This is a genomic window from Longimicrobium sp. (assembly GCA_036389135.1).
Classification (GTDB): Bacteria; Gemmatimonadota; Gemmatimonadetes; order Longimicrobiales; family Longimicrobiaceae; genus Longimicrobium.
Map to the genome: position 1 here is coordinate 1 of DASVQP010000098.1, position 24,035 is coordinate 24,035.

Here is a 24,035-nt window from a genome sequence, read left to right on the forward strand (position 1 = left end):
GGAGATGGTGATGCCGGGCGACAACGTGCAGATGGTGGTGGAGCTGATCACGCCGATCGCCATGGAGAAGGAGCTGCGCTTCGCCATCCGCGAGGGCGGCCGCACCGTGGGCGCCGGCGTCGTCACCGAGATCGTAGAGTAGCATCGGTTGGCGGAGGCGCGGGGGGAATCGTCCCCTCGCGCCCCGGCAGTCGTTCCAGCCAAAACGTCAACCGACGCACGAGGGATACATGGCAGGGAAGATCCGTATCCGGCTGAAGGGCTTCGATCACGCGGTGATCGACCAGACCACGGCCGACATCGTACGCACGGCGGAGAAGACGGGCGCCACCATCAGCGGCCCCATCCCCCTCCCCACGCGCATCCAGCGGTGGACCGTGCTCCGGTCGCCGCACGTGGACAAGAAGAGCCGCGAGCAGTTCGAGCTGAAGACCCACAAGCGCGTCATCGACATCCTCGACTCGCGCCCGCAGACCGTCGACGCCCTCACCAAGCTGGATCTTCCGGCCGGTGTGGACGTCGAGATCAAGGTCGACTGAGGGAGGCGGAGAAATGTCAGGAATCATCGGACGCAAGCTGGGGATGACCCAGATCTTCGACGAAGCGGGCACCGTGGTACCCGTGACCGTCATCCAGGCCGGCCCCTGCCCCGTGGTGCAGGTGCGGACCGCCGAGCGCGACGGCTACAGCGCGGTTCAGCTCGGCTTCGGCGCGCAGAAGGACGTGCGCGTGAACAACGCGGAGAAGGGGCACGCCACCAAGGCCGGCCTCGAGGCCGCCCCGGCGGTGCTCAAGGAGTTCCGCTTCGAGGAGAACGCTCCCGAAGTGGGCGGCACCGTGACGGTGGAAGGGTTCGAGCGCGGCGGCCGCGTCAAGGTGACCGGCGTGACCAAGGGCCGCGGCTTCCAGGGCGTGGTCAAGCGCCACGGCTTCGGCGGCGGGCGCGCCTCGCACGGCGCCACGCGCGTGCACCGCGCCCCCGGCTCCATCGGCGCGGGCACCAACCCGTCGCGCGTCATCAAGGGGAAGCGCATGCCCGGCCACATGGGCGACGCGCAGCAGACGGTTCGCAACCTCCTGGTGGCCAAGATCGACGCAGAGCGCAACCTGCTTTACGTGCGCGGCGCGGTGCCGGGCCCCGTGAACGGCGTCGTTTTCATCCAGAAGCAGTAGGGGGCCCGAGATCATGCTTTCCGCACGCTTTTTCAACGCCGCCGGCGAGCCGGGCGAGTCGGTACAGCTTCCTGTGGAGCTGTTCGACGGCATCGTGCACCAGGCCGCGCTGCACCAGACGATCAAGGCGTTCCTGGCCAACCAGCGCCAGGGCAACGCCGCAACCAAGACCCGCGCGCACGTGAGCGGGGGCAAGCGCAAGCCGTGGCGCCAGAAGGGCACCGGCCGCGCGCGCCAGGGCTCCATCCGTGCTCCGCACTGGCGGGGCGGCGGTGTGGTGTTCGGGCCACACCCGCGCTCGTACCGCCAGGACATCCCCAAGAAGGTGAAGGCCCTCGCGCGCCGCTCCGCGTTCAACCAGCGGGCGATCAACGAGGAGATCACCGTCATCGCCAGCCTGGCGATGGAGGCCCCGAAGACCAAGCGGGTCGCGGAGCTGCTGGGGAAGATGGGAGTGGCCGGCGCCAAGCGCGTGCTGGTGCTGACCAACGGGAGCCAGGAGACGGTGTACCGCTCGGTCCGCAACATCCCGAACGTGGAAGTGATGCCCTTTGCGCAGGCCTCGGCCTACGACGTGCTGCGCGCGCGCCAGCTGGTGATCGAGGCGTCCGCGCTGGACGCGGTCCGCAGCAGCACCGAAGAGGTGGCCCATGCGTAACATCAACGAAGTCATCGTCCGCCCGATCATCACGGAGAAGTCGCACGACCTCCTGGACCGGCTGGGCGCGTATTCCTTTGTCGTGGACAAGGCGGCGAACAAGATCGAGATCGCCAAGGCGGTGGAGACGCTGTTCAACGTCAAGGTCGCGAACGTCCGCACCATGAACTACGCCGGCAAGCAGAAGCGCATGGGGCGGTTCATCGGCAAGAAGGTCAACTGGAAGAAGGCGGTCGTCACGCTTCAGGCCGGCGACAGCATCGAGCTCTTCGAAGGAGTGTAAGGCGATGCCGACCAAGCAGTTCAAGCCGGTGACCGCCGGCACGCGGTTCCGCTCCATCAGCGACTTCAACGAGGTGACCCACACGGGCCGCCCGGAGAAGAAGCTGACCGAGAAGATCCACAGCACGGGTGGCCGCAACCACCACGGGCGCGTGACCAGCCGCTTCAAGGGCGGCGGCCACAAGAAGGTGTACCGGGTGATCGACTTCAAGCGCAACAAGCCGGGGGCTCCGGCCACCGTCAAGCGCATCGAGTACGACCCCAACCGTACCGCCAACATCGCCCTGATCGAGTTTCAGGACGGCGAGCGGCGCTACATCCTGGCCGCGCGCGGCCTCAAGGTGGGCGACACGGTGGTGAGCGGCTCCGGCAGCGACATCCGCACCGGGAACGCGCTGCCGCTCTCCGAGATCCCGCTGGGCACCATGGTGCACAACGTGGAGCTCCGTGCCGGCAAGGGCGGCCAGATGGCCCGCTCCGCGGGCGCCGGGGTGCAGATCGCGGCCAAGGAGGGCGACTACGTCACCCTCCGCATGCCCTCCACGGAGATGCGCATGGTCCGCAAGGAGTGCATGGCGACCATCGGGCAGGTGGGGAACGTGGACCACGAGAAGCAGTCGATCGGCAAGGCCGGCGCCAACCGCTGGCGGGGCAAGCGCCCGCACGTGCGCGGCGTGGCCATGAACCCGGTGGACCACCCGATGGGCGGCGGTGAAGGGAAGACCTCCGGCGGGCGCCCGCCCGTGACCCCGTGGGGCAAGAAGGAAGGGGTGAAGACCCGGAAGGTCAAGAAGGCCAGCAGCAAGCTGATCGTCCGCGGCCGCAAGCGCGGCCGGGCGACCAAGTAACCGCAGTGCCGAGTGCCAAGTGCCAAGTCCTGAAGTGCAGCACTCAGGACTTGGCACTTAGGACTCAGCACTTTCCGTTCGCGTCCACCACTGGCTCCAGTGCGGAGCGAAGTGGACTCCAACCCCGGGCGAATCCGACCCCGGGAGAGACGAAGAGCGAGAGACCGAATGCCGAGAAGCCTCAAGAAGGGGCCGTTCGTCCAGGACTCCCTGCTAGCCAAGATCCGCCAGATGAACGAGCGGAACGAGCGGCGGGTGGTCAAGACGTGGTCCCGTGCCAGCACCATCACTCCCGAGTTCGTCGGCCACACCCTGGCCGTGCACAACGGGAACAAGTTCATCCCCGTGTACCTGACCGAGCAGATGGTCGGGCACAAGCTCGGCGAGTTCGCGCCCACGCGCACTTTCCGCGGCCACGGCGGCAAGCTGGTCGACAAGCGCGCGAAGGCGCGTTAACCGATGCGAAAGGAGACTGACACGATGCAGGCTCGTGCCATCGCCCGCGGCGTCGGGATGTCGCCGCGCAAGATGCGGCTGGTCCTGGACCTGATCCGCGGCCGCGGCGTGAACGAAGCGTACGCCATCCTCAAGTTCTCGAAGAAGGGCGCCACGCGCCCCATCGAGAAGACCCTCCGCTCCGCCGTGGCCAACGCGGTGCAGAAGGCCGACCAGGCACAGAGCTACCTGGACGCCGACGAGCTGGTGGTTCGCGAGGCGTACGTAAACGAGGGTCCGCGGCTGAAGCGGTTCTCGCCCCGTGCCATGGGCCGGGCGACGCCGATCATCAAGCGGACCAGCCACGTCACCATCATCGTCGACCGCAAGGAGTAGCCGTGGGACAGAAGACGCATCCGAGGGGATTCCGCCTGGGCATCGTTGCCCCGTGGAAGTCCCGCTGGTACGCCGAGCGCAACTTCCCCGCGCTGCTCGTGGAAGACGAGACGATCCGGAAGTACCTGAACCAGCGCCTTGGGCACGCCTCGATCAGCGAGATCGAGATCGAGCGCAAGCCGGGGAAGGTCGTCGTCACCGTTCACACCGCCCGTCCGGGCGTGGTGATCGGCAAGGGCGGCTCCGAGGTCGACAAGCTGCGCGACGAGCTGGGCCGCCTTTCGGGCGGCAGCGAAGTGGCGATCAACGTGGAGGAGGTGAAGCGCCCCGAGGTGGACGCGCAGCTCATCGCCGACTCGATCGCCCACCAGATCGTGCAGCGCGTGTCGTTCCGCCGCGCCATGAAGCGCGCGGTGCAGAACGCCATGCGCTCCGGCGCCGAGGGGATCAAGGTGCAGGTGGCCGGCCGCCTCAACGGCGCCGAGATCGCCCGTACCGAGATGTACAAGGAGGGGCGCATTCCGCTCCAGACGCTGCGCGCCGACATCGACTACGCACAGTCGACCGCCCGCACCACCTACGGCACCATCGGGGTGAAGGTGTGGGTGTTCAAGGGCGAGGTGGTGGAGAGCCGCCGCACCGGGCGCACCTATTCCACGGACGCCTGAGCCGAAGGGGATTGAACGATGCTTGCTCCCAAGAGAGTTAAGTTCAGAAAGCAGATGAAGGGCCGCATGCGTGGCAAGGCCACGCGCGGCAACTACGTGGCGTTCGGCGAGTACGGGCTGCAGGCCCTGGAGCCGGGTTGGATCACCAACCGGACCATCGAGGCCGCCCGTATCGCCATGACGCGCCACATCAAGCGCGGCGGCAAGGTGTGGATCCGGATCTTCCCGGACAAGTCCATCACCAAGAAGCCCCTCGAAGTCCGCATGGGCAAGGGGAAGGGGAACCCCGAGGCATGGGTGGCCGTGGTGAAGCCGGGCCGCATCATGTTCGAGCTGGAAGGGGTTGCGCCCGAGGTGGCCAAGCGCGCCATGCAGCTGGCCGCGGCCAAGCTGCCGGTGAAGAGCAAGTTCATCGTCCGCGAGCGTTCCGGCCAGGAAGCCCCGGCGGCCGCCGCGACTGCCGAGGGAGGTGCCGCGTGAAGACGTCCGATATCCGCGAGCTGACGGACCAGGAGATCGCCGAGCGCATCACGCAGCTGCAGGAGGAGCGGTTCCGCCTGCGCTTCCGCGCCGCCACGCAGCAGCTGGAGAACCCGATGGTGCTCCGCACCATCCGCAACGACATCGCGCAGCTCAAGACCGTGCAGCGCGAGCGTGAACTGCAGACCGCGAAGGCCAGCTGATGAACGCCGAGAACCAGAACGCCGCCGCGCAGGGGCAGGAAGAGCGCGGCCGGCGCAAGACGCGCGTGGGCGTCGTCGTCTCCGACAAGAGCGACAAGACCGTGGTGGTGAAGGTGGAGCGCCGCTTCGCCCACCCGCTGTACGGCAAGCAGGTGACGCGCACCAAGAAGTACCACGCGCACGACGAGGGGAACGAGTACCACGTCGGCGACACGGTCCGGATCACCGAGACGCGCCCGCTCAGCAAGCTGAAGCGCTGGCGTGTGTCGGAGCTGATCGAGCGGGCCCGCTAACCTCGGCGGCTCTTCCCCGCCGGCCATCGATGCCGGCGGGATGGCCCACGGATCACAGGAAACGAACCCATGCTGCAGCAGGAATCGATCATCCGCATCGCCGACAACTCGGGCGCCAAGCGCGCCCTGGTGATCCGCGTGCTGGGTGGAAGCAAGCGCCGCTACGCCTCCATCGGCGACCGCGTGATCGTGGCCGTCAAGGACGCGCTCCCGGACGGCACGGTGAAGAAGGGCGACGTGGCCACGGCGGTCATCGTGCGCACCACCAGCAACGTGCGGCGCAAGGACGGCTCGTACATCCGCTTCGACGAGAACGCGGCCGTCATCATCAACGACGCGGGCGAGCCCCGCGCCACCCGCATCTTCGGGCCGGTCGCCCGCGAGCTGCGCGACAAGCGTTACATGAAGATCGTCTCGCTGGCTCCGGAGGTGATCTGATGGCCAAGATGAAGATCCGCCGCGGCGACCGCGTCAAGGTGATCTCGGGGAACCACAAGGGGCAGGAAGGCGTGGTGCTGCGCGTGGAGCCCGAGAAGAACCGCGTGGTCATCCAGGGCGTGAACATGCGCAAGCGGCACATGAAGCCCTCGCAGGTGTCGCCGGAAGGCGGGATCGTGCAGTTCGAGGCGCCGGTGCACGTGTCCAACGTGATGCTGCTGGACCCCACCACGGGCGAGCCCACGCGGGTGCGCGCCGGGGTGGGCGAAGACGGGAAGCGCCAGCGCATCTCGGTGCGCTCGGGGAGCGCCATCCCGCGGGTGCTGGACTGACGGACGGCGAAGTCCTGAGTCCTAAGTGCCAAGTGCCAGGTAACCGCAGTTCAGCACTCAGGACTTAGCACTCAGCACTTCCAGCGGGATGCATAGCTTTCTGGTAATTTGAAATGACTTTGCCCGGGGGCCGCGCGCACATGGCGCGCCGGTCCCCGCGCGTGACCGCCCCCCCGGGCCCCCTGCGGGCCGCGTGGGGATACGGAGCGAACTGAAATGTCGACGACCGAAAACGGCGCCGCCGCGCGCCAGAAGCCGCGCCTCCAGCGCTACTACGAAGAGACGGCGCGCCCCAAGCTCCGCCAGGACCTGGGGCTCACCAACGTGATGCAGCTTCCGACGCTCGAGAAGATCGTCATCAACGTGGGGCTGGGCGAGGCGCCCAAGAACCCGAAGCTGCTGGACGCGGTGGTGGCCGAGCTGGGCCAGATCACCGGCCAGAAGGCGGTGGTGACCAAGGCCAAGAAGGCGATCTCCAACTTCGCCCTGCGCGAGGGCTCGCCCATCGGCGCGGCGGTCACGCTGCGCCGCGAGCGGATGTGGGAGTTCCTGGACCGCCTGGTGAACGTGGCGATGCCGCGCATCCGCGACTTCCGCGGCGTGTCTACCCGCTCCTTCGACGGGCGCGGCAACTACACGCTGGGCGTGAAGGAGCAGCTGATCTTTCCGGAGATCAACTACGACAAGGTGGACAAGATCCACGGGATGGACATCACCATCGTGACGTCCACCAACCGCGACGACCTGGCGCTGGCGCTGCTGCGCGAGCTGGGCGTGCCGTTCCGGGGCGAGACTCCCGTTCAGGTCAACGCGGGGTAGGGAACTGCAGTGCCAAGTGCCTAGTGCTCAGTGCCTAGTGCCAAGTGCATGATTCCGTTAGATTTGCGGACTCGGCACGCCGCGCGGGCCACTGGGCACTGGGAACTCGGCACTGGGCACTGTTGTCCGGGCACCGACGCCCCGGCGCAATCGATATAACTCTAGGCACGGTCCATGGCACGCAAGGCCCTGATCGAACGGAACAACGGCAAGCAGAAGTTCGCGGTGCGCCACCGCAACCGGTGCAACCGGTGCGGGCGCCCGCGCGCGGTGCTGCGGAAGTTCGGGCTCTGCCGCATCTGCTTCCGGCAGATGGCGCTGGCCGGGGAGATCCCCGGGGTGCGCAAGGCGAGCTGGTAACCCGCAGTGCCAAGTGCTCAGTGCCAAGTGCCAAGTAACTACTAGGCACTGGGCACTAGGGACTAGGCACTGCCCCTTCATAACTTCCTACGAGTCCGGCCAGCACTGCGCCGGATACTATAGGAGAATCGGGCGATGATGACCGACCCCATCGCCGACATGCTCACTCGTATCCGCAATGCGGGTATGGCGCGCCAGCGCCGCGTGGACATGCCGGTGTCGAAGCTGAAGACGGAGATCGCGCGGCTCCTCAAGGACAACGCGTACATCCACGACTACAAGCTGCTGGACGACGGCAAGCATGGTGTGCTTCGGCTTTACCTGAAGTACTACCAGGAGCAGCCGATCATCCGGGAGCTCAAGCGCGTCTCCAAGCCGGGGCTGCGCCGCTACGTGGGCGCGGAAGAGATCCCGCGGGTGCGCAACGGGCTGGGGATGGCCGTGCTCTCCACCTCGCGCGGGGTGATGACCGACCGCGAGGCCCGCGCCGCCAAGATCGGCGGCGAGCTCCTCGCCATCGTCTACTAACCGCGAGAGGAGCCAAGATGTCGCGAATCGGAAGAAGGCCGATCGCCATCCCCAGCGGGGTGGACGTTACGATCGACGGCCAGCACGTGCGCGTGAAGGGCCCCAAGGGCGAGCTCGCCCGCACGCTGCACCGCGAGGTGATCGTGCGCCGCGAGGAGGAGAACATCCTGGTGGAGCGCCCCTCGGACGCGCCCACCCACCGCGCCCTGCACGGCCTCAGCCGCACGCTGGTGGCCAACATGGTGGAGGGCGTCACCACCGGCTTCACCAAGACGCTGGAGATCGTGGGCGTGGGCTACCGCGCGGAGACCAAGCCCTTCGGGCTGACGCTCGCGCTGGGCTTTTCGCACCCGATCGACTACAAGGCGCCGGAGGGGATCACCCTGCGCGCCGTGAACCCCACCACCGTCGAGATCTCCGGGAGCAACAAGGAAGTCGTCGGCCAGGTGGCGGCCGAGATCCGCTCCCTTCGCCCTCCCGAGCCGTACAAGGGGAAGGGCGTGAAGTACCAGGGCGAGGTGATCCGCCGTAAGGCCGGGAAGGCGGGCGGCAAGTAAGCCGCCCCCGTCCCACGTTAGGCGAATCATCGCATAGTCAACCAACAGGAACGGAACGATGGCGAAGAGACTGCGCATCAAGTCGCGCCGGGACCGCCGCGAGCGGCGTCACCGCCGCGTACGCGCCAAGGTCAACGGCACGCAGCAGCGGCCGCGGCTGGTGGTGTACCGGTCGCTCAACAACGTCGAGGGGCAGGTGGTGGACGACGTGGCGGGGAGGACCCTGGTGGGCCTTTCCACGCTGAACTCCGACCTCCGCGCCCAGCGCGCCGAGCAGACCAAGACCGAGCAGAGCCGGGCCGCGGGCCGCGCGCTCGCCGAGCGCGCCAAGGAGATGGGGATCACCCAGGTGGTCTTCGATCGCGGCGGCTACCTGTACCACGGCCGCGTCAAGGCCTTTGCCGAGGGCGCCCGCGAGGGCGGCCTCGAGTTCTGAGGGAGATCTCAATGGCTGAGCAGCAGAACAGGACCGGCGGCCCCCCGGGTGGCGGCGGCGGTGGCGGCGGACGCGGGCGTGGCGGCGGCGCTCCGGGCGGCGGCTTCGGCGGCGGTGCCGGCGGCGGCCGTGGCCGCGGCGGCGGCGCTCCGGGCGGCGGCTTCGGCGGCGGCGCGCGTGGCGGGCAGGGCGGCGACGACCGCGGCGCGCGCGGCCAGGGCGGCGACCGCCGCGGCGGCCGCGACGGCGGCCGTGGCGGGCGCGACCAGGCCCGCGAGAGCGAGTTCAAGGAGAACGTGATCCACATCAACCGCGTCGCCAAGGTGGTGAAGGGCGGCCGGCGCTTCTCCTTCACCGCGCTGGTGGCCGTGGGCGACCAGGCGGGCAAGGTGGGGATCGGCACCGGCAAGGCGAACGAGGTTTCGGAGGCGGTGCGCAAGGCGATCGACTCGGCCCGCCGCGCCATGGTGCGCGTGCCGGTGCAGGCCGGCACCCTGCCGCACGACATCATCGGCGAGCACGGCGCCGGGCGCGTCCTCCTTCGCCCCGCGGCCCCGGGCACCGGCGTGATCGCCGGCGGCGCGGTGCGCGCGGTGCTGGAGTGCGTGGGGGTGCACGACATCCTCACCAAGTCGCTGGGGAGCAACAACCCCTTCAACATGGTGCACGCCACCATGGACGCCCTCACGCACCTCACCACGCGCGAGCAGATCGCGCTGGAGCGCGGCGTGACGGTGGAGTCGCTGGGAGGCGCCCGTGGCTAAGATCCTCATCAAGCAGGTGAAAAGCGGCGTAGGCGCGCCGAGCAAGCACCGCGCGACGCTGCAGGCGCTGGGTCTCAAGCACCAGCGCAGCGTCGTCAAGGACGACAACTCCGCGATCCGCGGCATGATCTTCCAGGTCCGCCACCTCGTAGAGGTGAGCGAGGCCGCCGAAGGGCAGGTGACCAATGGCTGACCTCAGCAACCTGCGGGCGCCGGAAGGCTCGCACCGCGACACCAAGCGCCTGGGGCGCGGCCCCGGCAGCGGCCAGGGCAAGACGGCCGGCAAGGGGCACAAGGGCTCGATGGCCCGCGCCGGCCACTCGGGCCCCGGCGGCGGCAAGCCGGGCTTCGAGGGCGGCCAGATGCCGCTCCACCGCCGGCTTCCCAAGCGCGGCTTCACCCCGCTCAACCGGGTGGAGTACCAGGTGGTGAACCTGTACCAGCTGGAGAAGCTGGAAGAGGGCTCCGACGTGACGCCCGAGTCGCTGCACGCGGCCGGGCTGGTGGGCCACCCGCGGCGCCCGGTGAAGGTGCTGGGCACGGGTGACCTCACCCGCAAGCTCAACATCTCGGCGCACCGCTTCAGCCAGAGCGCCCGCCAGAAGATCGAAGGGCTCGGCGGCACCGTGCAGGAGATCGCCTGACCATGTCGAATCCCGTCGCGAACCTTTTCCGGATTCCGGAGCTGAAGGAGAAGATCCTCTTCACGCTCCTCTGCCTTGCGGTGTACCGCACGGGCGCGCACGTCACGGCTCCGGGGATCGACGTCAACGCCCTGGCGGCGTACGTCGGGCAGCTCCAGGGGACCGCGTTCGGGATCTACGACATGTTCGTCGGGGGCGGGCTCTCGCGCGCCACGGTGTTCGCCCTCGGCATCATGCCGTATATCTCGGCCAGCATCATGTTCCAGCTGCTGGCCACCGTAGTGCCCTCCGTGGAGAAGATGCAGAAGGAGGGTGAGGAGGGGCGCAAGAAGCTGACGCAGTACACCCGCTACGCCACCGTGGTGCTGGCGACGTTCCAGGCATACGGCTACGCCGTGTTCGTGGAGTCGGTGCCGGGCGGCGTGGTGTACCCGGGGTGGGGCTTCCGCCTGTCGATGATCCTGACGCTCGTCACGGGCGCCGTGTTCATCATGTGGCTGGGCGAGCAGATCACCGAGCGCGGGATCGGCAACGGGATGAGCCTGATGATCTTCTTCTCGATCGTCGAGGGGATCCCGTCGGCGCTGTACGAGACCGGACGGCTGGTGGGGCTGGGCCAGGTGCGCCCGGTGGCGATCATCGTGGTGGTGGCGCTGATGCTGGCGACCATCGCGGCGACGGTGGCGCTCACCATGGCGCAGCGCAAGATCCCGGTGCAGATCCCGCAGAAGGTGATGGGGCGCGGCCGCATTCGGCAGGGGCAGAAGTCGTTCATCCCGCTGCGGCTGAACATGGCCGGCGTGATGCCGATCATCTTCGCCCAATCGATCATGATCGTGCCGGCCACGATGGCGCAGTTCTGGCCGAACGTGGGGGCCACGCGGGCGGTGTCGGACGTCTTCGCCGTCAACTCGTGGCCGTACCACCTGGCGTTCGGCCTGCTGATCATCTTCTTCACGTACTTCTACACCGCGATCATCTACAACCCGGTGGACATCGCGGAGAACCTGAAGAAGCAGGGCGCCTTCGTGCCGGGGATCAAGCCGGGCGCCAACACGGCCAAGTACATCGACAAGGTGATGACGCGCATCTCGCTGCCGGGGTCGCTCTTCCTGGCGGCCATCGCCATCATCCCGTCGGTCATCCTGGAGTCGCTGGGCGTGTCGGGGCTGAACCGCGTACTCGGCGGTACGGGCCTCCTGATCGTGGTGGGCGTGGCGCTGGACACGGTGCAGCAGATGCAGCAGCACCTCCTGCTCCGCCGCTACGACGGCTTCATGAAGAAGGGGCGCGTCAAGTTCCGCGGACGGCAGCAGCGGTTTATCTGAACTGCAGTGCCGAGTGCCCAGTGCCGAGTGCCTAGTGACTCCGAGCAGTTACTAGGCACTTGGCACTAGGCACTTGGCACTTCCGAACCCAAGTTTCGGCACACAATGGATCTGATTCTCCTCGGCGCCCCCGGTGCCGGCAAGGGTACCCAGGGCGCGCTCCTCGCCGAGCGGATGGGCGTGCCCAAGATCGCCACCGGCGACATGCTGCGCGACGCGCTCCGCCAGGGCACCACCCTGGGGCAGGAGGCCAAGCGGTACATGGACGCCGGCGAGCTGGTGCCGGACACCGTGGTGCTGGGGCTGGTGCGCGAGGCGCTCACCAAGCCCGAGGCGCGGACGGGGGCCATCTTCGACGGCTACCCGCGCAACGTGGCGCAGGGCGAATCGCTGGCCGGGCTGCTGGACGAGATCGGGCGCCGCATCGACGCGGTGGTCTACATCGACGTCCCCGAGGAGGTGATCGTCCGCCGCATGAGCGGGCGCCGCACCGACCCGGAGACGGGCGCGGTCTACCACCTGGAGCACGCCCCGCCCCCGGCCGAGATCGCGGAGCGGCTGGTGCAGCGGCCGGACGACCGGGAGGAGACGGTGCGCAACCGCCTGGCCATCTACCGCCAGACGACGGCGCCGCTGGTGGCCTTTTACGAGAGCGCGGGCGTGCCCGTGCACCACGTGGACGGCACCCGGCAGATCGAGCAGGTGCAGGGCGAGATCATGGAGCTGCTGGGGCAGTGATCCACCTCAAGACGGCGTCCGAGATCGACGCGATCGCCCGCGGCGGGGCGGTGCTGGCGGCGCTGTACCGGGAGCTCCCCTCGCGGCTGGAGCCGGGGGTGACCACGGCCGACCTGGACCGCTGGGCGGAGGGGTTCATCCGCGGCCACGCGGGGGCCGAGCCGGCGTTCAAGGGGCTGTACGGCTTCCCCGCGACGCTGTGCATCTCGGTGAACCACGAGGTGGTGCACGGCATCCCCTCGGTGCGCCGCAAGCTGGTGGAGGGCGACCTGGTGTCGGTGGACTGCGGCGTCAAGCTGGACGGCTTCTACGCCGACGCCGCGGTCACGCTGCCGGTGGGCGAGCCCGCGCCGGAGGCGAAGCAGCTGGTGGAGCTCACCCGCGACGCCCTCTACAAGGGGATCGCCGAAGCCCGCCCGGGGAACCGGCTGGGAGACGTGGGGGCCGCCATCCAGGAGGTGGCGGACCGCCAGGGGTACGGCGTGGTCCGCGAGCTGGTGGGGCACGGCCTGGGCCGCAGCCCGCACGAGGAGCCGCAGGTTCCCAACTTCGGGAAGCGCGGCAAGGGGATGAAGCTGGTGGAGGGGCTGGTGATCGCCATCGAGCCCATGTTCAACCTGGGCACCGCCGGCGTCCGCACCCTCCCCGACCGCTGGACCGTGGTGACCGCCGACCGCAAGGTGTCCGCCCACTGGGAGCACACGGTGGCGGTGACGGCGGAGGGGCCCAGGATACTGACGGCGTAGGGGAAGTGGGGAATGGGGAATGGGGAATGGGGAGTGGGGAATGGGGAATGGGGAATGGGGAATGGGGAATGGGGAATGGGGAATCCGGCCTCCTTCCAGGATGCAGCCGGAATCGCGATTCCCCAAAACCCATTCCCCATTCCCCCGCAGTTCCCCCGGGTTGCCAAATAAGCGAAGTTCGCCTATTTTACCAGGCTACAGTTCAAACCGTACCAGAGAGGCGACGATGAAGGTCCGCGCGAGCGTCAAGCCCATCTGCGAGCACTGCAAAGTGATCCGCCGGCGTGGGGTTGTCCGCGTCATCTGCAAGAAGAACCCGCGCCACAAGCAGCGGCAGGGTTAACCAGCACACGGCTCAGGAGGCAGAGTGGCCCGTATTGCCGGCGTCGATCTTCCCCGCGAGAAGCGGGCTGAGATCGGCCTCACGTACATTTTCGGGATCGGCCGCACCTTGTCGAAGAGGATTCTCGGCGAGGCGGGGGTCAACCCGGACACGCGCGTCCACGCCCTCAGCGAGGACGACGTCAACCGGATCCGCCGCGTCATCGACGCGACGTACCGGGTGGAAGGCGCGCTGCGCTCCGAGATCTCGCGCAACATCAAGCGCCTGATGGACATCGGCTCGTACCGCGGCCTGCGCCACCGCCGCGGTCTGCCCGTCCGCGGCCAGCGCACGCACACCAACGCGCGCACCAAGAAGGGGCCCCGCCGCGCCATCGCGGGGAAGAAGAAGCCCGGCAAGAAGTAAGACGGGCTCTGATCGGGGGGCGCGCATGCGCCCTCCGATGATCACGCCGCCGGGCGGGTGCCCGGCGGCGAAGTACCGGAATCGCGGTAGGCCGCGAAACACTGGAGAGTCGAGAAAGCATGGCAAAGCCGAAGACGGCGGGGCGCCCCAAGGCCAAGCGCAACGTCGAAGCGGAAGGAGTCGCCCACGTAAAGGCGACGTTCAATAACACCCTCGTCACCATCTCCGACATGGCGGGCAACTCCGTCGTGTGGGGGAGCGCCGGCAAGGCGGGGTTCAAGGGCTCCAAGAAGAGCACGCCGTTCGCCGCCACCGTGGCCGCCGAGCAGGCCGCCCGCGAGGCGCTGTCGCTGGGAATGAAGCGCGTGCACGTGCGCGTGCAGGGCCCCGGCAGCGGCCGCGAGTCCGCCATCCAGGCGCTCGCCGCCAGCGGGCTGGGGATCCGGTCGATCCGCGACGTGACGCCGATTCCGCACAACGGCTGCCGGCCGCCCAAGAAGCGCCGCGTGTAAGAAGGGACTAGGGAATAGGGACTAGGGGACGGCACGCAAAAGCCGGGAGCACCGGGATTGGCGGCTGTTCTTAGTCCCTGATCCCTAATCCCTGCAGTTCATGGGCGTAAACCTCCGCGACCGTAGGGGGGACGAAGCCCGCGCAAGCACACCATCCAAACACGGTTGACCATGGCTCGTTACACCGGGCCTTCGTGCCGGCTTTGCCGCCGCGAAGGGCAGAAGCTGTTCCTCAAGGGCACCAAGTGCTTCACCGAGAAGTGCCCGGTGGAGCGCCGCCCCTACGCCCCCGGCCAGCACGGCCAGACGGGCGGCGGGCGCCGCAAGAAGGCCTCCGAGTACGCGCACCAGCTTCGCGAGAAGCAGAAGGTGAAGCGCATCTACGGCGTGGCCGAGCGTCCGTTCCGCAACCTGTTCGAGAAGGCCGCCCACGCCAAGGGCGTCACGGGCGAGAACCTCCTCGTGGGGCTGGAGAGCCGGCTGGACAACATCCTCTACCGGATGGGCTTCGCGTCCACCCGCAAGGAAGCCCGCCAGCTCATCACCCACGGGCACGTGCAGGTGAACGGCCACAAGCTGGACATCGCCTCCGCCCAGGTGCATCCGGGCGACGAGGTGCGGATCGCTCCCAAGAGCAAGGACATCCTGCCGGTGCAGGCGTCGCTCGCCTCCAAGACCAAGCCGAACACGGTGAACTGGCTGGCGGTGGACGAGGGCTCGCGCACCGGGCGCATGGTGTCGCGCCCCACCCGCGCGGAGATCCCGCTCGCGGTGCAGGAGCAGCTCATCGTCGAGCTCTACAGCAAGTAATCGCGCGAGGTAGACCCGCGGCGGCAAGGTGCCGCGCGGGTCTTCCCGGCTTCCTATCCATACTGGGAGGGAAAACGAGTGGAACTCGATCTTAGCGGCCTGCAGATGCCCAATCTGCCAGAGCTTCCGCGGGAAGGGCAGATCGTGCTTCGCCCGCTGGAGCGCGGCTTCGGGCACACGATGGGCAACACCATGCGGCGCATCCTGCTGTCGAGCCTGCGCGGCTCGGCGGTGTGGGCGTTCCGGGCGGACGGGGTGCTCCACGAGCACCAGACGATCGCCGGGGTGGTGGAAGACGTGCACCAGGTGATCCGCAACCTGAAGGCGCTGGTCCTGCGCATGGCGGAAGACACGGACGAGGCGGTGCTGGAGCTGCGCGCCACGCAGGGCGGCGCGGTGACGGCGCGGGCCATCACTCCGCACCCGTCGGTGGAGGTCATCAACCTGGACCACCACATCCTCGAGCTGCAGGACGACCGCGACCTGCGCATCGAGCTGTACGTGAACAAGGGGCGCGGCTTCGTGCTGGCCGAGCTCCACCCCATTCCGCGCGGCATGCCGGCGGACCTGGTGCGGGTGGACGCGGTGTACAACCCGGTGACGCGCGCCAACTTCGTGGTCGAGGAGACGCGCGTGGGCCAGCGCACCGACTTCGACCGCCTGGTTCTGGAGGTGGAGACCAACGGGGCGATCGACGTGCGGAGCGCCGTGCAGTACGCGGCCCGCCTGGCCATCGAGCACCTGGCCTTCCTGGCCGGGGGCACTCCGGAGTGGCGGATGGACCGCACCTGGGGCGAGGGGTCGGGGATGGGCGCGGCGGTTCCCGCCGGGCGCTCGCCGGTCCCCGGGAAGCTCCAGGAGCTCCTCAACCGCCCCATCGAAGACCTTACCGAGCTCTCCGTGCGCAGCCGCAACTCGCTGCAGAAGGAGAACATCCACACGGTCAAGGACCTGGTGCAGCGCAGCGAGCAGCAGATGCTGGCGATCGACAACTTCGGCAAGAAGTCGCTCCAGGAGATCAGCGACTTCCTGGCCGGCCACGGGCTGCGCTTCGGCCAGGAGCTGGACCAGTCCGACGACGGCACGCTGATGTGGGTCGTCCGCGACGTTAACGGCGGCGACGCCACCGACACGAACCGGGCCGGCGCCGACGGCACCGAGCAAGGATGAGGGTGCTATGAGACACGGAAGCAAGGGGAAGCAGCTCGGGCGTACGGCGGAGCACCGTACGGCGACGCTGCGGAACATGGCCACCAGCCTGTTCCGCCACGGCCGCATTCAGACGACGACGGCGAAGGCGAAGGAGCTGCGCCCGTTCGCGGAGCGGCTGATCACGCTCGCGCGGCGGGGCGATCTGCACTCGATCCGCCAGGCGGGCCGGCAGATCCAGGACCGCGAGGTTCTGTCGCAGCTGTTCAAGGAGATCGGTCCGCGCTTCGCGGAGCGCAACGGTGGCTACACCCGCGTGCTCAAGACCGGCTTCCGCCAGGGCGACGGCGCCGAGACCGCGCTGATCGAGCTGGTGGATCGCGGCTGAGACAGCGTGGTTCGATGAAAAGAAGCCCCGGTGCTGCTCGCAGCGTCCGGGGCTTCTTCATGTTTCTACAACAGGTCTCCCGCAGAGGCGCAGAGACGCAGGTCGAGAAAAGCCTCACACAGAGAACACCGAGGGAACTGCAAGCCACAGAGAACCACTTCCTGAACGGAGCGCCAACCCAGGCACTCGCGCTCGCACGGTTCTCCTGCGCGCAGTGAAGGAGAGGGGCTCTCCAGTGCAACGCGATCCATCCCATGTTCAGACGACTGGTGCGTGGGTCCACGGGAGCGGACTGCACGGAACTGTCTGTCAGAGAGGGGAGCGCGTGCGGTGATAGGAACTGCTGGTATCGGAACATGGGAGGGGGCGGTGCGCGCGGCAGAGCCCGTCTCCTTCACTGCGCGCCACAGGGTTTCTGCTGCGAAGCCGCGGCAGGGTGGGGCGCTCCGTTCAGGAAGTGGTTTCTCTCTGTGTGAGGTTGTTGTTCCTCCGCGCCTCTGCGTGAGGCTGCTGTTGTGGTTAAAACGAAACGGCCGCACACCGGGGTGTGCGGCCGCTTCGGGTTGGGTGCTGCGGATACGCGAACGGCTCAGCCCGCCTTGCGGATCTTGCCGGCGGAGATGCACGCGGTGCAGACACGCACGCGCTTGTTGCCGTTCTCCGTCACGATGCGAGCGGGCTGGAGGTTCGGCCGCCAGACACGCTTGGTCTTGTTGTTCGCGTGGCTGACGTTGTTCCCGCTGCGCGGGCCCTTCCCGCAGACGGCACAGAAAGCCATCGGAGTCTCCTGATGCGTACGTAATTCCGGATGTGGCACAAGCTGGTCAATGTAAGCCCTCCACCCCTTCCGGTCAAGCGGGGCGCGTTGACACCCCACACCCGGAGGGGTAAATTCCCGCGCTTCCCAGGCCCGGCAGCCGGGCTATCGAATTCCACGTACTCCGCTTATGAAAACCGCGCTCATCACGGGCATCACCGGCCAGGACGGCTCCTATCTCGCCGAGCTCCTCCTGGAAAAGGGATATAAGGTGTTCGGGCTCGTCCGCCGCAGCTCCACCGTCACCTTCGAGCGGATCCAGCACATCCAGGACCGCATCGAGCTCCTCTCCGGCGACCTGACCGACCAGAACTCGCTGTACTACGCGCTGGAGCAGTCGCGGCCGGACGAGGTGTACAACCTGGCCGCGCAGTCGTTCGTGCAGACTTCGTGGACGCAGCCCGTGCTCACCGGCGACGTCACCGCGCTGGGGGTTACGCGGATGCTGGAGGCGATTCGCATCTTCGACCGCAAGATCCGGTTCTACCAGGCGTCGTCCAGCGAGATGTTCGGCAAGGTGCAGGAGGTGCCGCAGGTGGAGAGCACCCCCTTCTACCCGCGCTCGCCGTACGGCGTGGCCAAGGTGTACGGGCACTGGGCCACCGTAAACTACCGCGAGAGCTACGGCATCTTCGCGGTGAGCGGCATCCTGTTCAACCACGAGTCGCCGCGGCGCGGGCTGGAGTTCGTGACGCGCAAGGTGACCGACGCCGCCGCCCGCATCAAGCACGGGCTCGACGACAAGCTGCGCCTGGGCAACCTGGACGCCCGGCGCGATTGGGGCTTCGCCGGCGACTACGTGAAGGCGATGTGGCTGATGCTGCAGCAGGAGGAGCCGCGCGACTACGTGGTGGCCACCGGCGAGACGTACTCGGTGCAGGACCTGGTCTCAACCGCCTTCGAGCACGCGGGGCTGGACTGGCGCGAGCACGTGGTGCTGGACGAGCGCTTCGTGCGCCCCGCGGAGGTGGACCTGCTGATCGGGAGCCCCGCCAAGGCGAAGGCGGAGATGGGGTGGGAGCCGGAGGTCGGGTTCCGCCAGCTCGTGACGATGATGGTGGACGCGGACCTGGAGCGGCTGGCGCGCCGGTGAGGGCGCTGGTCACGGGGGCGGGCGGATTCGTGGGGAGCTACCTCGTCCGCTCGCTGGTGGCGGACGGGGTGGAGGTGTTCGCGGGTTCGCTGGAAGGCACGCCCCCGTCCGGTGACCCGGCGGGGGCGCGCTGGCTTGCGCTGGACGTGACCGACGCCGCTTCCATCGCAGCGGCGGTGGCCGAGGCGCGCCCGGAGGCCGTCTTCCACCTGGCGGGGCAGGCCAGCGTCGCCAACTCCTTCGGCGACCCGGTGGGGACTTGGGACGCAAACGCCACCGGCACGCTGCGGCTGGTGGAGGCGCTCGCCGCGGGGACGCGGATGGTGCTGGCCGGCTCGGCCGAGGTGTACGGCGCCGTTCCGGAGGCGGAGCAGCCGATAAGCGAGGTGCGGCCGCTGCGCCCCGCCAACCCGTACGCCGCATCCAAGGCCGCGGCGGAGATGGCGTGCGTGGGCGTCGCCGCCATGCGCGGGGTGGAGGCGGTGGTGGCGCGCTCCTTCAACCACACGGGGCCCGGGCACGACCCGCGCTTCGCCCTGCCGAGCTGGGCGCGGCAGATCGCCGCCATCCGCGCGGGCTCTGCCGACCCGGTGCTGCGCGTGGGGAACCTGGAGGCGCGGCGCGACCTGCTGGACGTGCGCGACGTGGTGCGCGCCTACCGCCGCCTGGCCGAGGCCGGGGTCCCCGCCACCGCCTACAACGTGTGCTCCGGCGCCGCGTCATCGATGCGCGAGGTGCTGGACGCGCTGGTGGAGATCTCCGGCGCGGAGGTGCGGGTGGAGGTGGACCCGGAGCGCGTGAGGCCGGTGGACGTCCCCCTGCTGCTGGGCGACGGATCGCGGCTGCGGGCGCTGGGCTGGACGCCGGAGATCCCCCTGCGCCGCACGCTGGGCGACCTTCTCGCCGCGGAGGAAGAGCGCGCGGGGACGGCGCGGTGACGGGCACCGTCTACCTGGTGGGCGCCGGGCCGGGCGACCCGGGGCTGCTCACGCTGCGCGCCGCCGAGCTGCTGGCGCGCGCGGACGTGCTGGTGTACGACGCGCTGGTGTCGCCCGCCATCGTGGAGCGCGCCGCCCGCGCCGAGCGCGTGTACGTGGGAAAGCGCGGGGGCGAGCACACGCGCACGCAGGACGAGATCAACCAGGTGCTCGTGGAGCTGGCGGGGCGCCACCGCACGGTCGTCCGCCTGAAGGGGGGCGACCCGTTCGTCTTTGGGCGGGGCGGGGAGGAGGGGATCGTGCTGCGCGCGGCCGGGGTGCCGTTCGAGGTGGTGCCGGGGATTACCTCCGGCATTGCGGGCCCCGCGTACGCCGGCATTCCCGTGACGCACCGGGGCGTCGCCGCGTCGGTGGCGCTGGTGACGGGGCACGAGGACCCCACCAAGGACGACACCGACCTGGACTGGGCGCACCTGGCGCGCGGCGTGGGGACGCTGGTCTTCTACATGGGCGTTGGGAAGATGGCGGACAACTTCGCCCGCCTGATGGAGGGCGGCCGCTCGCCCGACACGCCCGCCGCCGCCGTGGAGTGGGGGACGTACCCGCGCCAGCGCACCGTGAGCGGGACGCTCGCGACCCTCCCCGCGCTGGTGCGCGAGGCGGGGATCGGCGCGCCTTCCGTGGTGGTGGTCGGCGAGGTGGTGGCGCTGCGCGACGAGCTGGCGTGGTTCGACCGCCGTCCGCTTTCCGGCAGGCGCATCGTGGTGACGAGGGCGCGCGCGCAGGCTAGCGACTTCGCCGCGGAGCTGGAGGCGCTGGGCGCGGAGGTGATCCAGTTCCCCACCATCCGCATCGAGGCCGCGCCGGATGTGGATGCGCTGTGCCGGGGCGCGGCCGGGGTGGCGGAGTTCGATTGGGTCGTCTTCACCAGCGCCAACGGGGTGGAGCACTTCTGGGCGGCGCTGGAGCAGCAGGGGCTCGACTCGCGCGCACTGGGCGGCGTCCGCGTGTGCGCCCTCGGCCCCGCGACGGCGGCCGAGCTGGCGCGCCGCGGCGTGCGCGCGGACCTGGTGCCCGAGGAGTACGTGGCCGAAGCGACGGTGGAGGCGCTCGCCGCGGCCGTGGAGCTGCGCGGCGCCCGTATCCTGCTGCCGCGGGCCGAGGTGGCGCGCGCGGTGCTGCCGGACTCCCTGCGCGAGCGCGGCGCGGAGGTGGTGGAGGTGGCCGCGTACCGTACCGTGCAGGACGGCGCGGGCGCGAACGAGGTCAAGCGCCGCATCGCCGCGGGCGAGGTGGACCTGGTGACTTTTACCGCGAGCTCCACGGTGCACAACTTCGCGGACCTGGTGGGGGCGGACACGGGCGGGGCGGCGGTGGCATCCATCGGCCCCATCACCTCCGGCACGTTGAGCGAGCTGGGGATGCGGGTGGACGTGGAGGCGGCCGAGTACACGATTCCCGGGCTCCTCGAGGCGATCCGCGGGTTCTGGACGTGATGACAAGCATCCGAAAAGCCTCACACAGAGGGCACAGAGGGAAACGCGAAGGCACGGAGAACTTCTTGTGGTGCCCTCTTTCCGTGCCCTCTGTGTCTCTGTGTGAGGCCTGCTGTTCTTGAAGGGAGAAGAGATGCACGGGAGAAATACGGGACGAGCGTGGGTGTACGTGGTCGCTGGCGCGCTCCTGTTTTGGGGCGGCTCGCTCGCGGCACAGCCGGACGCGTGGGCCGCCGCCGCGGACACGGCGCCGAGCCAGGGCGCTACGCCGCCGCTGCCGGTGGACCACTGGGCGCACCGGGCGGCGGAGCGGGCGTGGGCACTGGGACTGGCCCCGAACTACGTCCCCGCGCAGCGCTCGGCGCCACGAGAGATGGTGGGCCGCGCCCTCCACGACGCGGTGGAGCTCGCGCGCGAGCGGTCCCCGGAAATGCTCGGCGTCGCCGAGGGCTGGATGGCTCGCTTCGTGGAGGAGTTCCCGGAGTACCGCCCCGCCGGCCGCCGATCGCCGCTGCTGGGCGGGCGCGCCGGGGTGGTGACGGAGCACGAGAGCGGGCGCCTGGAGCCCGCGTACGGTCACTTCGAGTTCCGCCGCGAGCCCTTCCTCCTCCCCGACCGCGACGAGTGGGCGGGCGCGTCGACGGTGGCGCTCGGGGGGCGCACGATCGCCGCCATCGCGCGGGTGGAGGCGGGGACGGAGGGCGTGCGGGTACCGGCGTGGGACGTGTCCGCGTCGGCCGGCCGGCTCGCGCTGGCGGTCGGAAGGGAGCGGGTGGGGTACGGGCCCGCGCGCGGCGGCGGGATCGTGGTGAGTGGCGCGGTCCCCATGACGCGGGTGCAGCTGCAGACGCTGGGGCCGGTGCACCTCCCCTCCGTGCTGCGCTACCTGGGGGGCACCAGCTTCCACAGCTCGCTGGCGCGGCTCCCCGAGTCGAGGCATCCGGGGCGGCCCTGGTTCTGGACGGCGCGCGTGGGGTTCGAGCCGCACTCGCGGCTGCAGCTGGGGATCAACCGCGCTTCCATCTTCGGCGGCGACAGCATCGACACGCCGGTGACGGTGGGGAACGTGGCGAAGATGTTCGTGGGGATCCTCTCCGCGGACTTCGAGAACCAGGTGATCGCGGCGGACGCGCGCTGGCGACTGCCCACGGAGCGCGTCCTCCCCGCCACCGTGTACTTCGAGTGGGGCTCCGAAGACGCGTCCGGCGCGTGGTGGAACGTGCCGGGACACACCTTTGGACTGCTGCTGCCGCGGCTGGGGAGCGCGTGGGCGGGCGGGGCGGAGTACACCCGCTTCGCCCCGCACTGCTGCGGGAACCCGCCCTGGTACATGCACGCCGCCCACCCCGGCGGCTGGGTTCATCGAGGACGTCCGCTGGGGCACCCGCTGGGCGGCGAGGGGTGGGAGGGGATGGCGTACGGCCAGGGCGAGCTGCTGGACGCGCGGCTGCGGGTGGAGGGACGCGCCTTCGTGCGCCGCCGCACGGGCGAGGGACTCGCCCGCGAGCAGCGCGCCGCCAACCTGTACGCCCCCGCGCGTGCCGGGAGCTGGGGGGGGAGCCTGGACGCCGCGTGGCGCCTGGCCCCCCGCATCGATGCCCGCCTGTCGCTGTACCGCGACGCGGGCGACGGATGGCGCGAGCAGAGCCTGCGCGCCGACCTCTCGTACCTGTTCTGAGCCATGCCCAGCTTTCCGAGCCACCGCCCCCGCCGCCTGCGCCGCAGCGAGACGATCCGCTCGCTCGTGCGCGAGACGTCGCTGCATCCCTCCGACCTGATCCTTCCGCTCTTCGTGGTGCCGGGGGAGGGAGTGCGCCGCCCCATCGGCTCCATGGCGGGGGTGGAGCAGACCTCGGCCGACGAGCTGCTGCGCGACGCGGAGGAGGCGCTGCGGCTGGGGATCGGCGGCGTGCTCCTCTTCGGCATCCCGGAGCACAAAGACGAGACGGGGAGCAGCGGCTACGGGCCGGACAACGTGGTGTCGCAGGTGGTGCGGCGGCTCAAGCGCGAGCTTCCCGGGCTGCTGGTGATGACCGACGTGTGCCTGTGCGAGTACACCAGCCACGGGCACTGCGGCGTGATCCAGGGCGGCGACGTGGACAACGACGCCACCGTCCCCCTGCTGGCGCGGATGGCGGTGGCGCACGCGGACGCGGGTGCCGACGTGGTGGCGCCGTCGGACATGATGGACGGCCGCGTGGGGGCGATCCGCGCGGCGCTGGACGAGGCGGGGCACACGGGGGTGGCGATCATGGCGTATTCGGCCAAGTACGCTTCCGCCTTCTACGGCCCCTTTCGCGACGTGGCGGAGAGCGCCCCCACCTTTGGCGACCGGCGTACGGCGCAGATGGACCCCGGCAACGTGCTGGAGGCGCTGCGCGAGGCCCGCCTGGACGTGGACGAGGGGGCGGACATCGTGATGGTGAAGCCCGCCCTGGCGTACCTGGACGTCATCCACCGCGTGAAGGCGGAGACCGGCTACCCCGTGTGCGCCTACCACGTCTCGGGCGAGTACGCCATGATCGTGGCCGCGGCGGAGCGCGGGTGGATCGACGGGGACCGCGCCCACGTGGAGGCGCTGACTTCCATCAAGCGGGCCGGCGCGGACATGGTGATCAGCTATTACGCGCGGCAGTTCGCACGGCGCCACCGCGGGTGAGGGGCGCGGCGGTTGTCACACCGCGGACCAATCCGGCGTTGTGCCAGGCGTCGTACTGAGGCGGGCACGGGCACCATTCGTGCTACCGCGGCGCCCCGCGTGACGCGGACGGGGGTGTAAGCGTCAGGTTCGGGTGCACCGCTCGTCCAGGGGTCTCACCAGGCGCGCAATTTTTCCAGGACAGCCCTTTCGGATGGACATAAAGACGTCAAGCGGCACCCGGGTGAAACGTGCTGCGCGGGAGGATCGCGCCGCGCTGCCGGGCGTGCCTTTCCACGACGTGCGCCTGCGCCGCGAGC

At 69.5% G+C, this 24,035-nt stretch carries 36 protein-coding genes and 1 pseudogene; 36 read left to right on the forward strand and 1 reads right to left on the reverse strand.

What is annotated here, in order from left to right; all coding sequences use genetic code 11:
• The 31 genes and pseudogenes from tuf to rplQ form a co-directional block, all read left to right on the forward strand.
• On the forward strand, positions 1-142 hold a 142-nt coding region (tuf, locus tag VF584_20825), incomplete at its 5' end, for an elongation factor Tu (protein HEX8212634.1).
• Between the two features lie 88 nt (positions 143-230).
• On the forward strand, positions 231-539 hold the full coding sequence (rpsJ, locus tag VF584_20830; GenBank protein ID HEX8212635.1) for a 30S ribosomal protein S10: 309 nt from the start codon (positions 231-233) through the stop codon (positions 537-539).
• Positions 540-552: 13 nt separating this feature from the next.
• Positions 553-1,173: a 50S ribosomal protein L3 gene (rplC, locus tag VF584_20835; protein HEX8212636.1), complete on the forward strand. Its 621-nt coding sequence runs from the start codon at positions 553-555 to the stop codon at positions 1,171-1,173.
• Between the two features lie 13 nt (positions 1,174-1,186).
• Entirely contained in the window at positions 1,187-1,831 is a 645-nt protein-coding gene (gene rplD, locus VF584_20840) for a 50S ribosomal protein L4 (protein HEX8212637.1), read from the forward strand.
• Entirely contained in the window at positions 1,824-2,114 is a 291-nt protein-coding gene (rplW, locus tag VF584_20845) for a 50S ribosomal protein L23 (GenBank protein ID HEX8212638.1), read from the forward strand. Before rplD ends, rplW begins: the two co-directional genes overlap by 8 nt.
• A gap of 4 nt (positions 2,115-2,118) precedes the next feature.
• Entirely contained in the window at positions 2,119-2,961 is an 843-nt protein-coding gene (rplB, locus tag VF584_20850) for a 50S ribosomal protein L2 (protein ID HEX8212639.1), read from the forward strand.
• 168 nt (positions 2,962-3,129) lie between these two features.
• A complete protein-coding gene (gene rpsS / locus VF584_20855; GenBank protein HEX8212640.1) occupies positions 3,130-3,417 on the forward strand; it encodes a 30S ribosomal protein S19 in 288 nt (95 codons plus the stop codon).
• 24 nt (positions 3,418-3,441) lie between these two features.
• Positions 3,442-3,792, forward strand: coding sequence for a 50S ribosomal protein L22 (gene rplV, locus VF584_20860; protein HEX8212641.1), 351 nt, complete (start codon positions 3,442-3,444; stop codon positions 3,790-3,792).
• 2 nt (positions 3,793-3,794) lie between these two features.
• A complete protein-coding gene (gene rpsC / locus VF584_20865) occupies positions 3,795-4,460 on the forward strand; it encodes a 30S ribosomal protein S3 (protein ID HEX8212642.1) in 666 nt (221 codons plus the stop codon).
• Positions 4,461-4,478: 18 nt separating this feature from the next.
• Positions 4,479-4,940 carry a 50S ribosomal protein L16 gene (rplP, locus tag VF584_20870; GenBank protein ID HEX8212643.1) on the forward strand — a complete coding sequence of 154 codons (462 nt, stop codon included), beginning with the start codon at positions 4,479-4,481 and terminating at the stop codon, positions 4,938-4,940.
• Complete coding sequence (gene rpmC, locus VF584_20875) at positions 4,937-5,143, forward strand: 50S ribosomal protein L29 (GenBank protein ID HEX8212644.1); 207 nt, start codon at positions 4,937-4,939, stop codon at positions 5,141-5,143. Before rplP ends, rpmC begins: the two co-directional genes overlap by 4 nt.
• Positions 5,143-5,436, forward strand: coding sequence for a 30S ribosomal protein S17 (gene rpsQ, locus VF584_20880; GenBank protein HEX8212645.1), 294 nt, complete (start codon positions 5,143-5,145; stop codon positions 5,434-5,436). The genes rpmC and rpsQ overlap by 1 nt, the downstream gene beginning before the upstream one ends.
• A 69-nt stretch (positions 5,437-5,505) precedes the next feature.
• The gene (gene rplN / locus VF584_20885; protein ID HEX8212646.1) at positions 5,506-5,874 is read left to right on the forward strand and encodes a 50S ribosomal protein L14; all 369 of its coding nucleotides are present in this window, start codon (positions 5,506-5,508) and stop codon (positions 5,872-5,874) included.
• Between the two features lie 8 nt (positions 5,875-5,882).
• Complete coding sequence (gene rplX, locus VF584_20890; protein ID HEX8212647.1) at positions 5,883-6,206, forward strand: 50S ribosomal protein L24; 324 nt, start codon at positions 5,883-5,885, stop codon at positions 6,204-6,206.
• A gap of 216 nt (positions 6,207-6,422) precedes the next feature.
• Entirely contained in the window at positions 6,423-7,025 is a 603-nt protein-coding gene (rplE, locus tag VF584_20895) for a 50S ribosomal protein L5 (protein HEX8212648.1), read from the forward strand.
• Positions 7,026-7,199: 174 nt separating this feature from the next.
• The gene (locus VF584_20900; protein ID HEX8212649.1) at positions 7,200-7,385 is read left to right on the forward strand and encodes a type Z 30S ribosomal protein S14; all 186 of its coding nucleotides are present in this window, start codon (positions 7,200-7,202) and stop codon (positions 7,383-7,385) included.
• A gap of 135 nt (positions 7,386-7,520) precedes the next feature.
• On the forward strand, positions 7,521-7,913 hold the full coding sequence (gene rpsH, locus VF584_20905; protein HEX8212650.1) for a 30S ribosomal protein S8: 393 nt from the start codon (positions 7,521-7,523) through the stop codon (positions 7,911-7,913).
• Positions 7,914-7,930: 17 nt separating this feature from the next.
• The gene (rplF, locus tag VF584_20910) at positions 7,931-8,470 is read left to right on the forward strand and encodes a 50S ribosomal protein L6 (protein ID HEX8212651.1); all 540 of its coding nucleotides are present in this window, start codon (positions 7,931-7,933) and stop codon (positions 8,468-8,470) included.
• A 58-nt stretch (positions 8,471-8,528) separates the two neighbouring features.
• Positions 8,529-8,906 (forward strand): 50S ribosomal protein L18, encoded by a 378-nt coding sequence (rplR, locus tag VF584_20915; protein ID HEX8212652.1) that lies wholly within the window; start codon positions 8,529-8,531, stop codon positions 8,904-8,906.
• A gap of 275 nt (positions 8,907-9,181) precedes the next feature.
• Positions 9,182-9,670 (forward strand): annotated as a pseudogene (rpsE, locus tag VF584_20920) (30S ribosomal protein S5).
• Entirely contained in the window at positions 9,663-9,863 is a 201-nt protein-coding gene (gene rpmD, locus VF584_20925; protein HEX8212653.1) for a 50S ribosomal protein L30, read from the forward strand. The pseudogene rpsE and the gene rpmD overlap by 8 nt, the downstream one beginning before the upstream one ends.
• A complete protein-coding gene (gene rplO, locus VF584_20930; GenBank protein HEX8212654.1) occupies positions 9,856-10,314 on the forward strand; it encodes a 50S ribosomal protein L15 in 459 nt (152 codons plus the stop codon). The genes rpmD and rplO overlap by 8 nt, the downstream gene beginning before the upstream one ends.
• Positions 10,315-10,316: 2 nt before the next feature.
• Positions 10,317-11,642 carry a preprotein translocase subunit SecY gene (gene secY, locus VF584_20935; GenBank protein ID HEX8212655.1) on the forward strand — a complete coding sequence of 442 codons (1,326 nt, stop codon included), beginning with the start codon at positions 10,317-10,319 and terminating at the stop codon, positions 11,640-11,642.
• Between the two features lie 105 nt (positions 11,643-11,747).
• Positions 11,748-12,380 carry an adenylate kinase gene (locus VF584_20940; protein ID HEX8212656.1) on the forward strand — a complete coding sequence of 211 codons (633 nt, stop codon included), beginning with the start codon at positions 11,748-11,750 and terminating at the stop codon, positions 12,378-12,380.
• A complete protein-coding gene (gene map, locus VF584_20945) occupies positions 12,377-13,126 on the forward strand; it encodes a type I methionyl aminopeptidase (protein HEX8212657.1) in 750 nt (249 codons plus the stop codon). Before VF584_20940 ends, map begins: the two co-directional genes overlap by 4 nt.
• 226 nt (positions 13,127-13,352) lie before the next feature.
• The gene (rpmJ, locus tag VF584_20950; GenBank protein ID HEX8212658.1) at positions 13,353-13,469 is read left to right on the forward strand and encodes a 50S ribosomal protein L36; all 117 of its coding nucleotides are present in this window, start codon (positions 13,353-13,355) and stop codon (positions 13,467-13,469) included.
• A gap of 24 nt (positions 13,470-13,493) precedes the next feature.
• Positions 13,494-13,874: a 30S ribosomal protein S13 gene (rpsM, locus tag VF584_20955; GenBank protein ID HEX8212659.1), complete on the forward strand. Its 381-nt coding sequence runs from the start codon at positions 13,494-13,496 to the stop codon at positions 13,872-13,874.
• 119 nt (positions 13,875-13,993) lie between these two features.
• Positions 13,994-14,386, forward strand: a complete 393-nt coding sequence (rpsK, locus tag VF584_20960; GenBank protein HEX8212660.1) for a 30S ribosomal protein S11 — start codon at positions 13,994-13,996, stop codon at positions 14,384-14,386.
• 171 nt (positions 14,387-14,557) lie between these two features.
• Positions 14,558-15,196 carry a 30S ribosomal protein S4 gene (gene rpsD, locus VF584_20965; GenBank protein HEX8212661.1) on the forward strand — a complete coding sequence of 213 codons (639 nt, stop codon included), beginning with the start codon at positions 14,558-14,560 and terminating at the stop codon, positions 15,194-15,196.
• A 78-nt stretch (positions 15,197-15,274) separates the two neighbouring features.
• Entirely contained in the window at positions 15,275-16,366 is a 1,092-nt protein-coding gene (locus tag VF584_20970) for a DNA-directed RNA polymerase subunit alpha (protein ID HEX8212662.1), read from the forward strand.
• A gap of 7 nt (positions 16,367-16,373) precedes the next feature.
• The gene (gene rplQ, locus VF584_20975) at positions 16,374-16,733 is read left to right on the forward strand and encodes a 50S ribosomal protein L17 (protein HEX8212663.1); all 360 of its coding nucleotides are present in this window, start codon (positions 16,374-16,376) and stop codon (positions 16,731-16,733) included.
• A 589-nt stretch (positions 16,734-17,322) separates the two neighbouring features.
• On the opposite strand, the gene rpmB is transcribed toward rplQ, so the two are convergent.
• Positions 17,323-17,511, reverse strand: coding sequence for a 50S ribosomal protein L28 (rpmB, locus tag VF584_20980; GenBank protein HEX8212664.1), 189 nt, complete (start codon positions 17,509-17,511; stop codon positions 17,323-17,325).
• Positions 17,512-17,680: 169 nt separating this feature from the next.
• Here rpmB and gmd point away from each other — a divergent pair, with 169 nt between their 5' ends.
• From gmd to hemB, 5 genes are all read left to right on the forward strand, one after another.
• Positions 17,681-18,643 carry a GDP-mannose 4,6-dehydratase gene (gmd, locus tag VF584_20985; protein ID HEX8212665.1) on the forward strand — a complete coding sequence of 321 codons (963 nt, stop codon included), beginning with the start codon at positions 17,681-17,683 and terminating at the stop codon, positions 18,641-18,643.
• Positions 18,640-19,581 carry a GDP-mannose 4,6-dehydratase gene (locus tag VF584_20990; GenBank protein ID HEX8212666.1) on the forward strand — a complete coding sequence of 314 codons (942 nt, stop codon included), beginning with the start codon at positions 18,640-18,642 and terminating at the stop codon, positions 19,579-19,581. The genes gmd and VF584_20990 overlap by 4 nt, the downstream gene beginning before the upstream one ends.
• A complete protein-coding gene (gene cobA / locus VF584_20995; protein ID HEX8212667.1) occupies positions 19,578-21,077 on the forward strand; it encodes a uroporphyrinogen-III C-methyltransferase in 1,500 nt (499 codons plus the stop codon). The genes VF584_20990 and cobA overlap by 4 nt, the downstream gene beginning before the upstream one ends.
• A 133-nt stretch (positions 21,078-21,210) precedes the next feature.
• Complete coding sequence (locus VF584_21000) at positions 21,211-22,755, forward strand: capsule assembly Wzi family protein (protein ID HEX8212668.1); 1,545 nt, start codon at positions 21,211-21,213, stop codon at positions 22,753-22,755.
• 3 nt (positions 22,756-22,758) lie between these two features.
• Entirely contained in the window at positions 22,759-23,736 is a 978-nt protein-coding gene (gene hemB / locus VF584_21005) for a porphobilinogen synthase (GenBank protein ID HEX8212669.1), read from the forward strand.
• Positions 23,737-24,035: the final 299 nt, after the last annotated feature.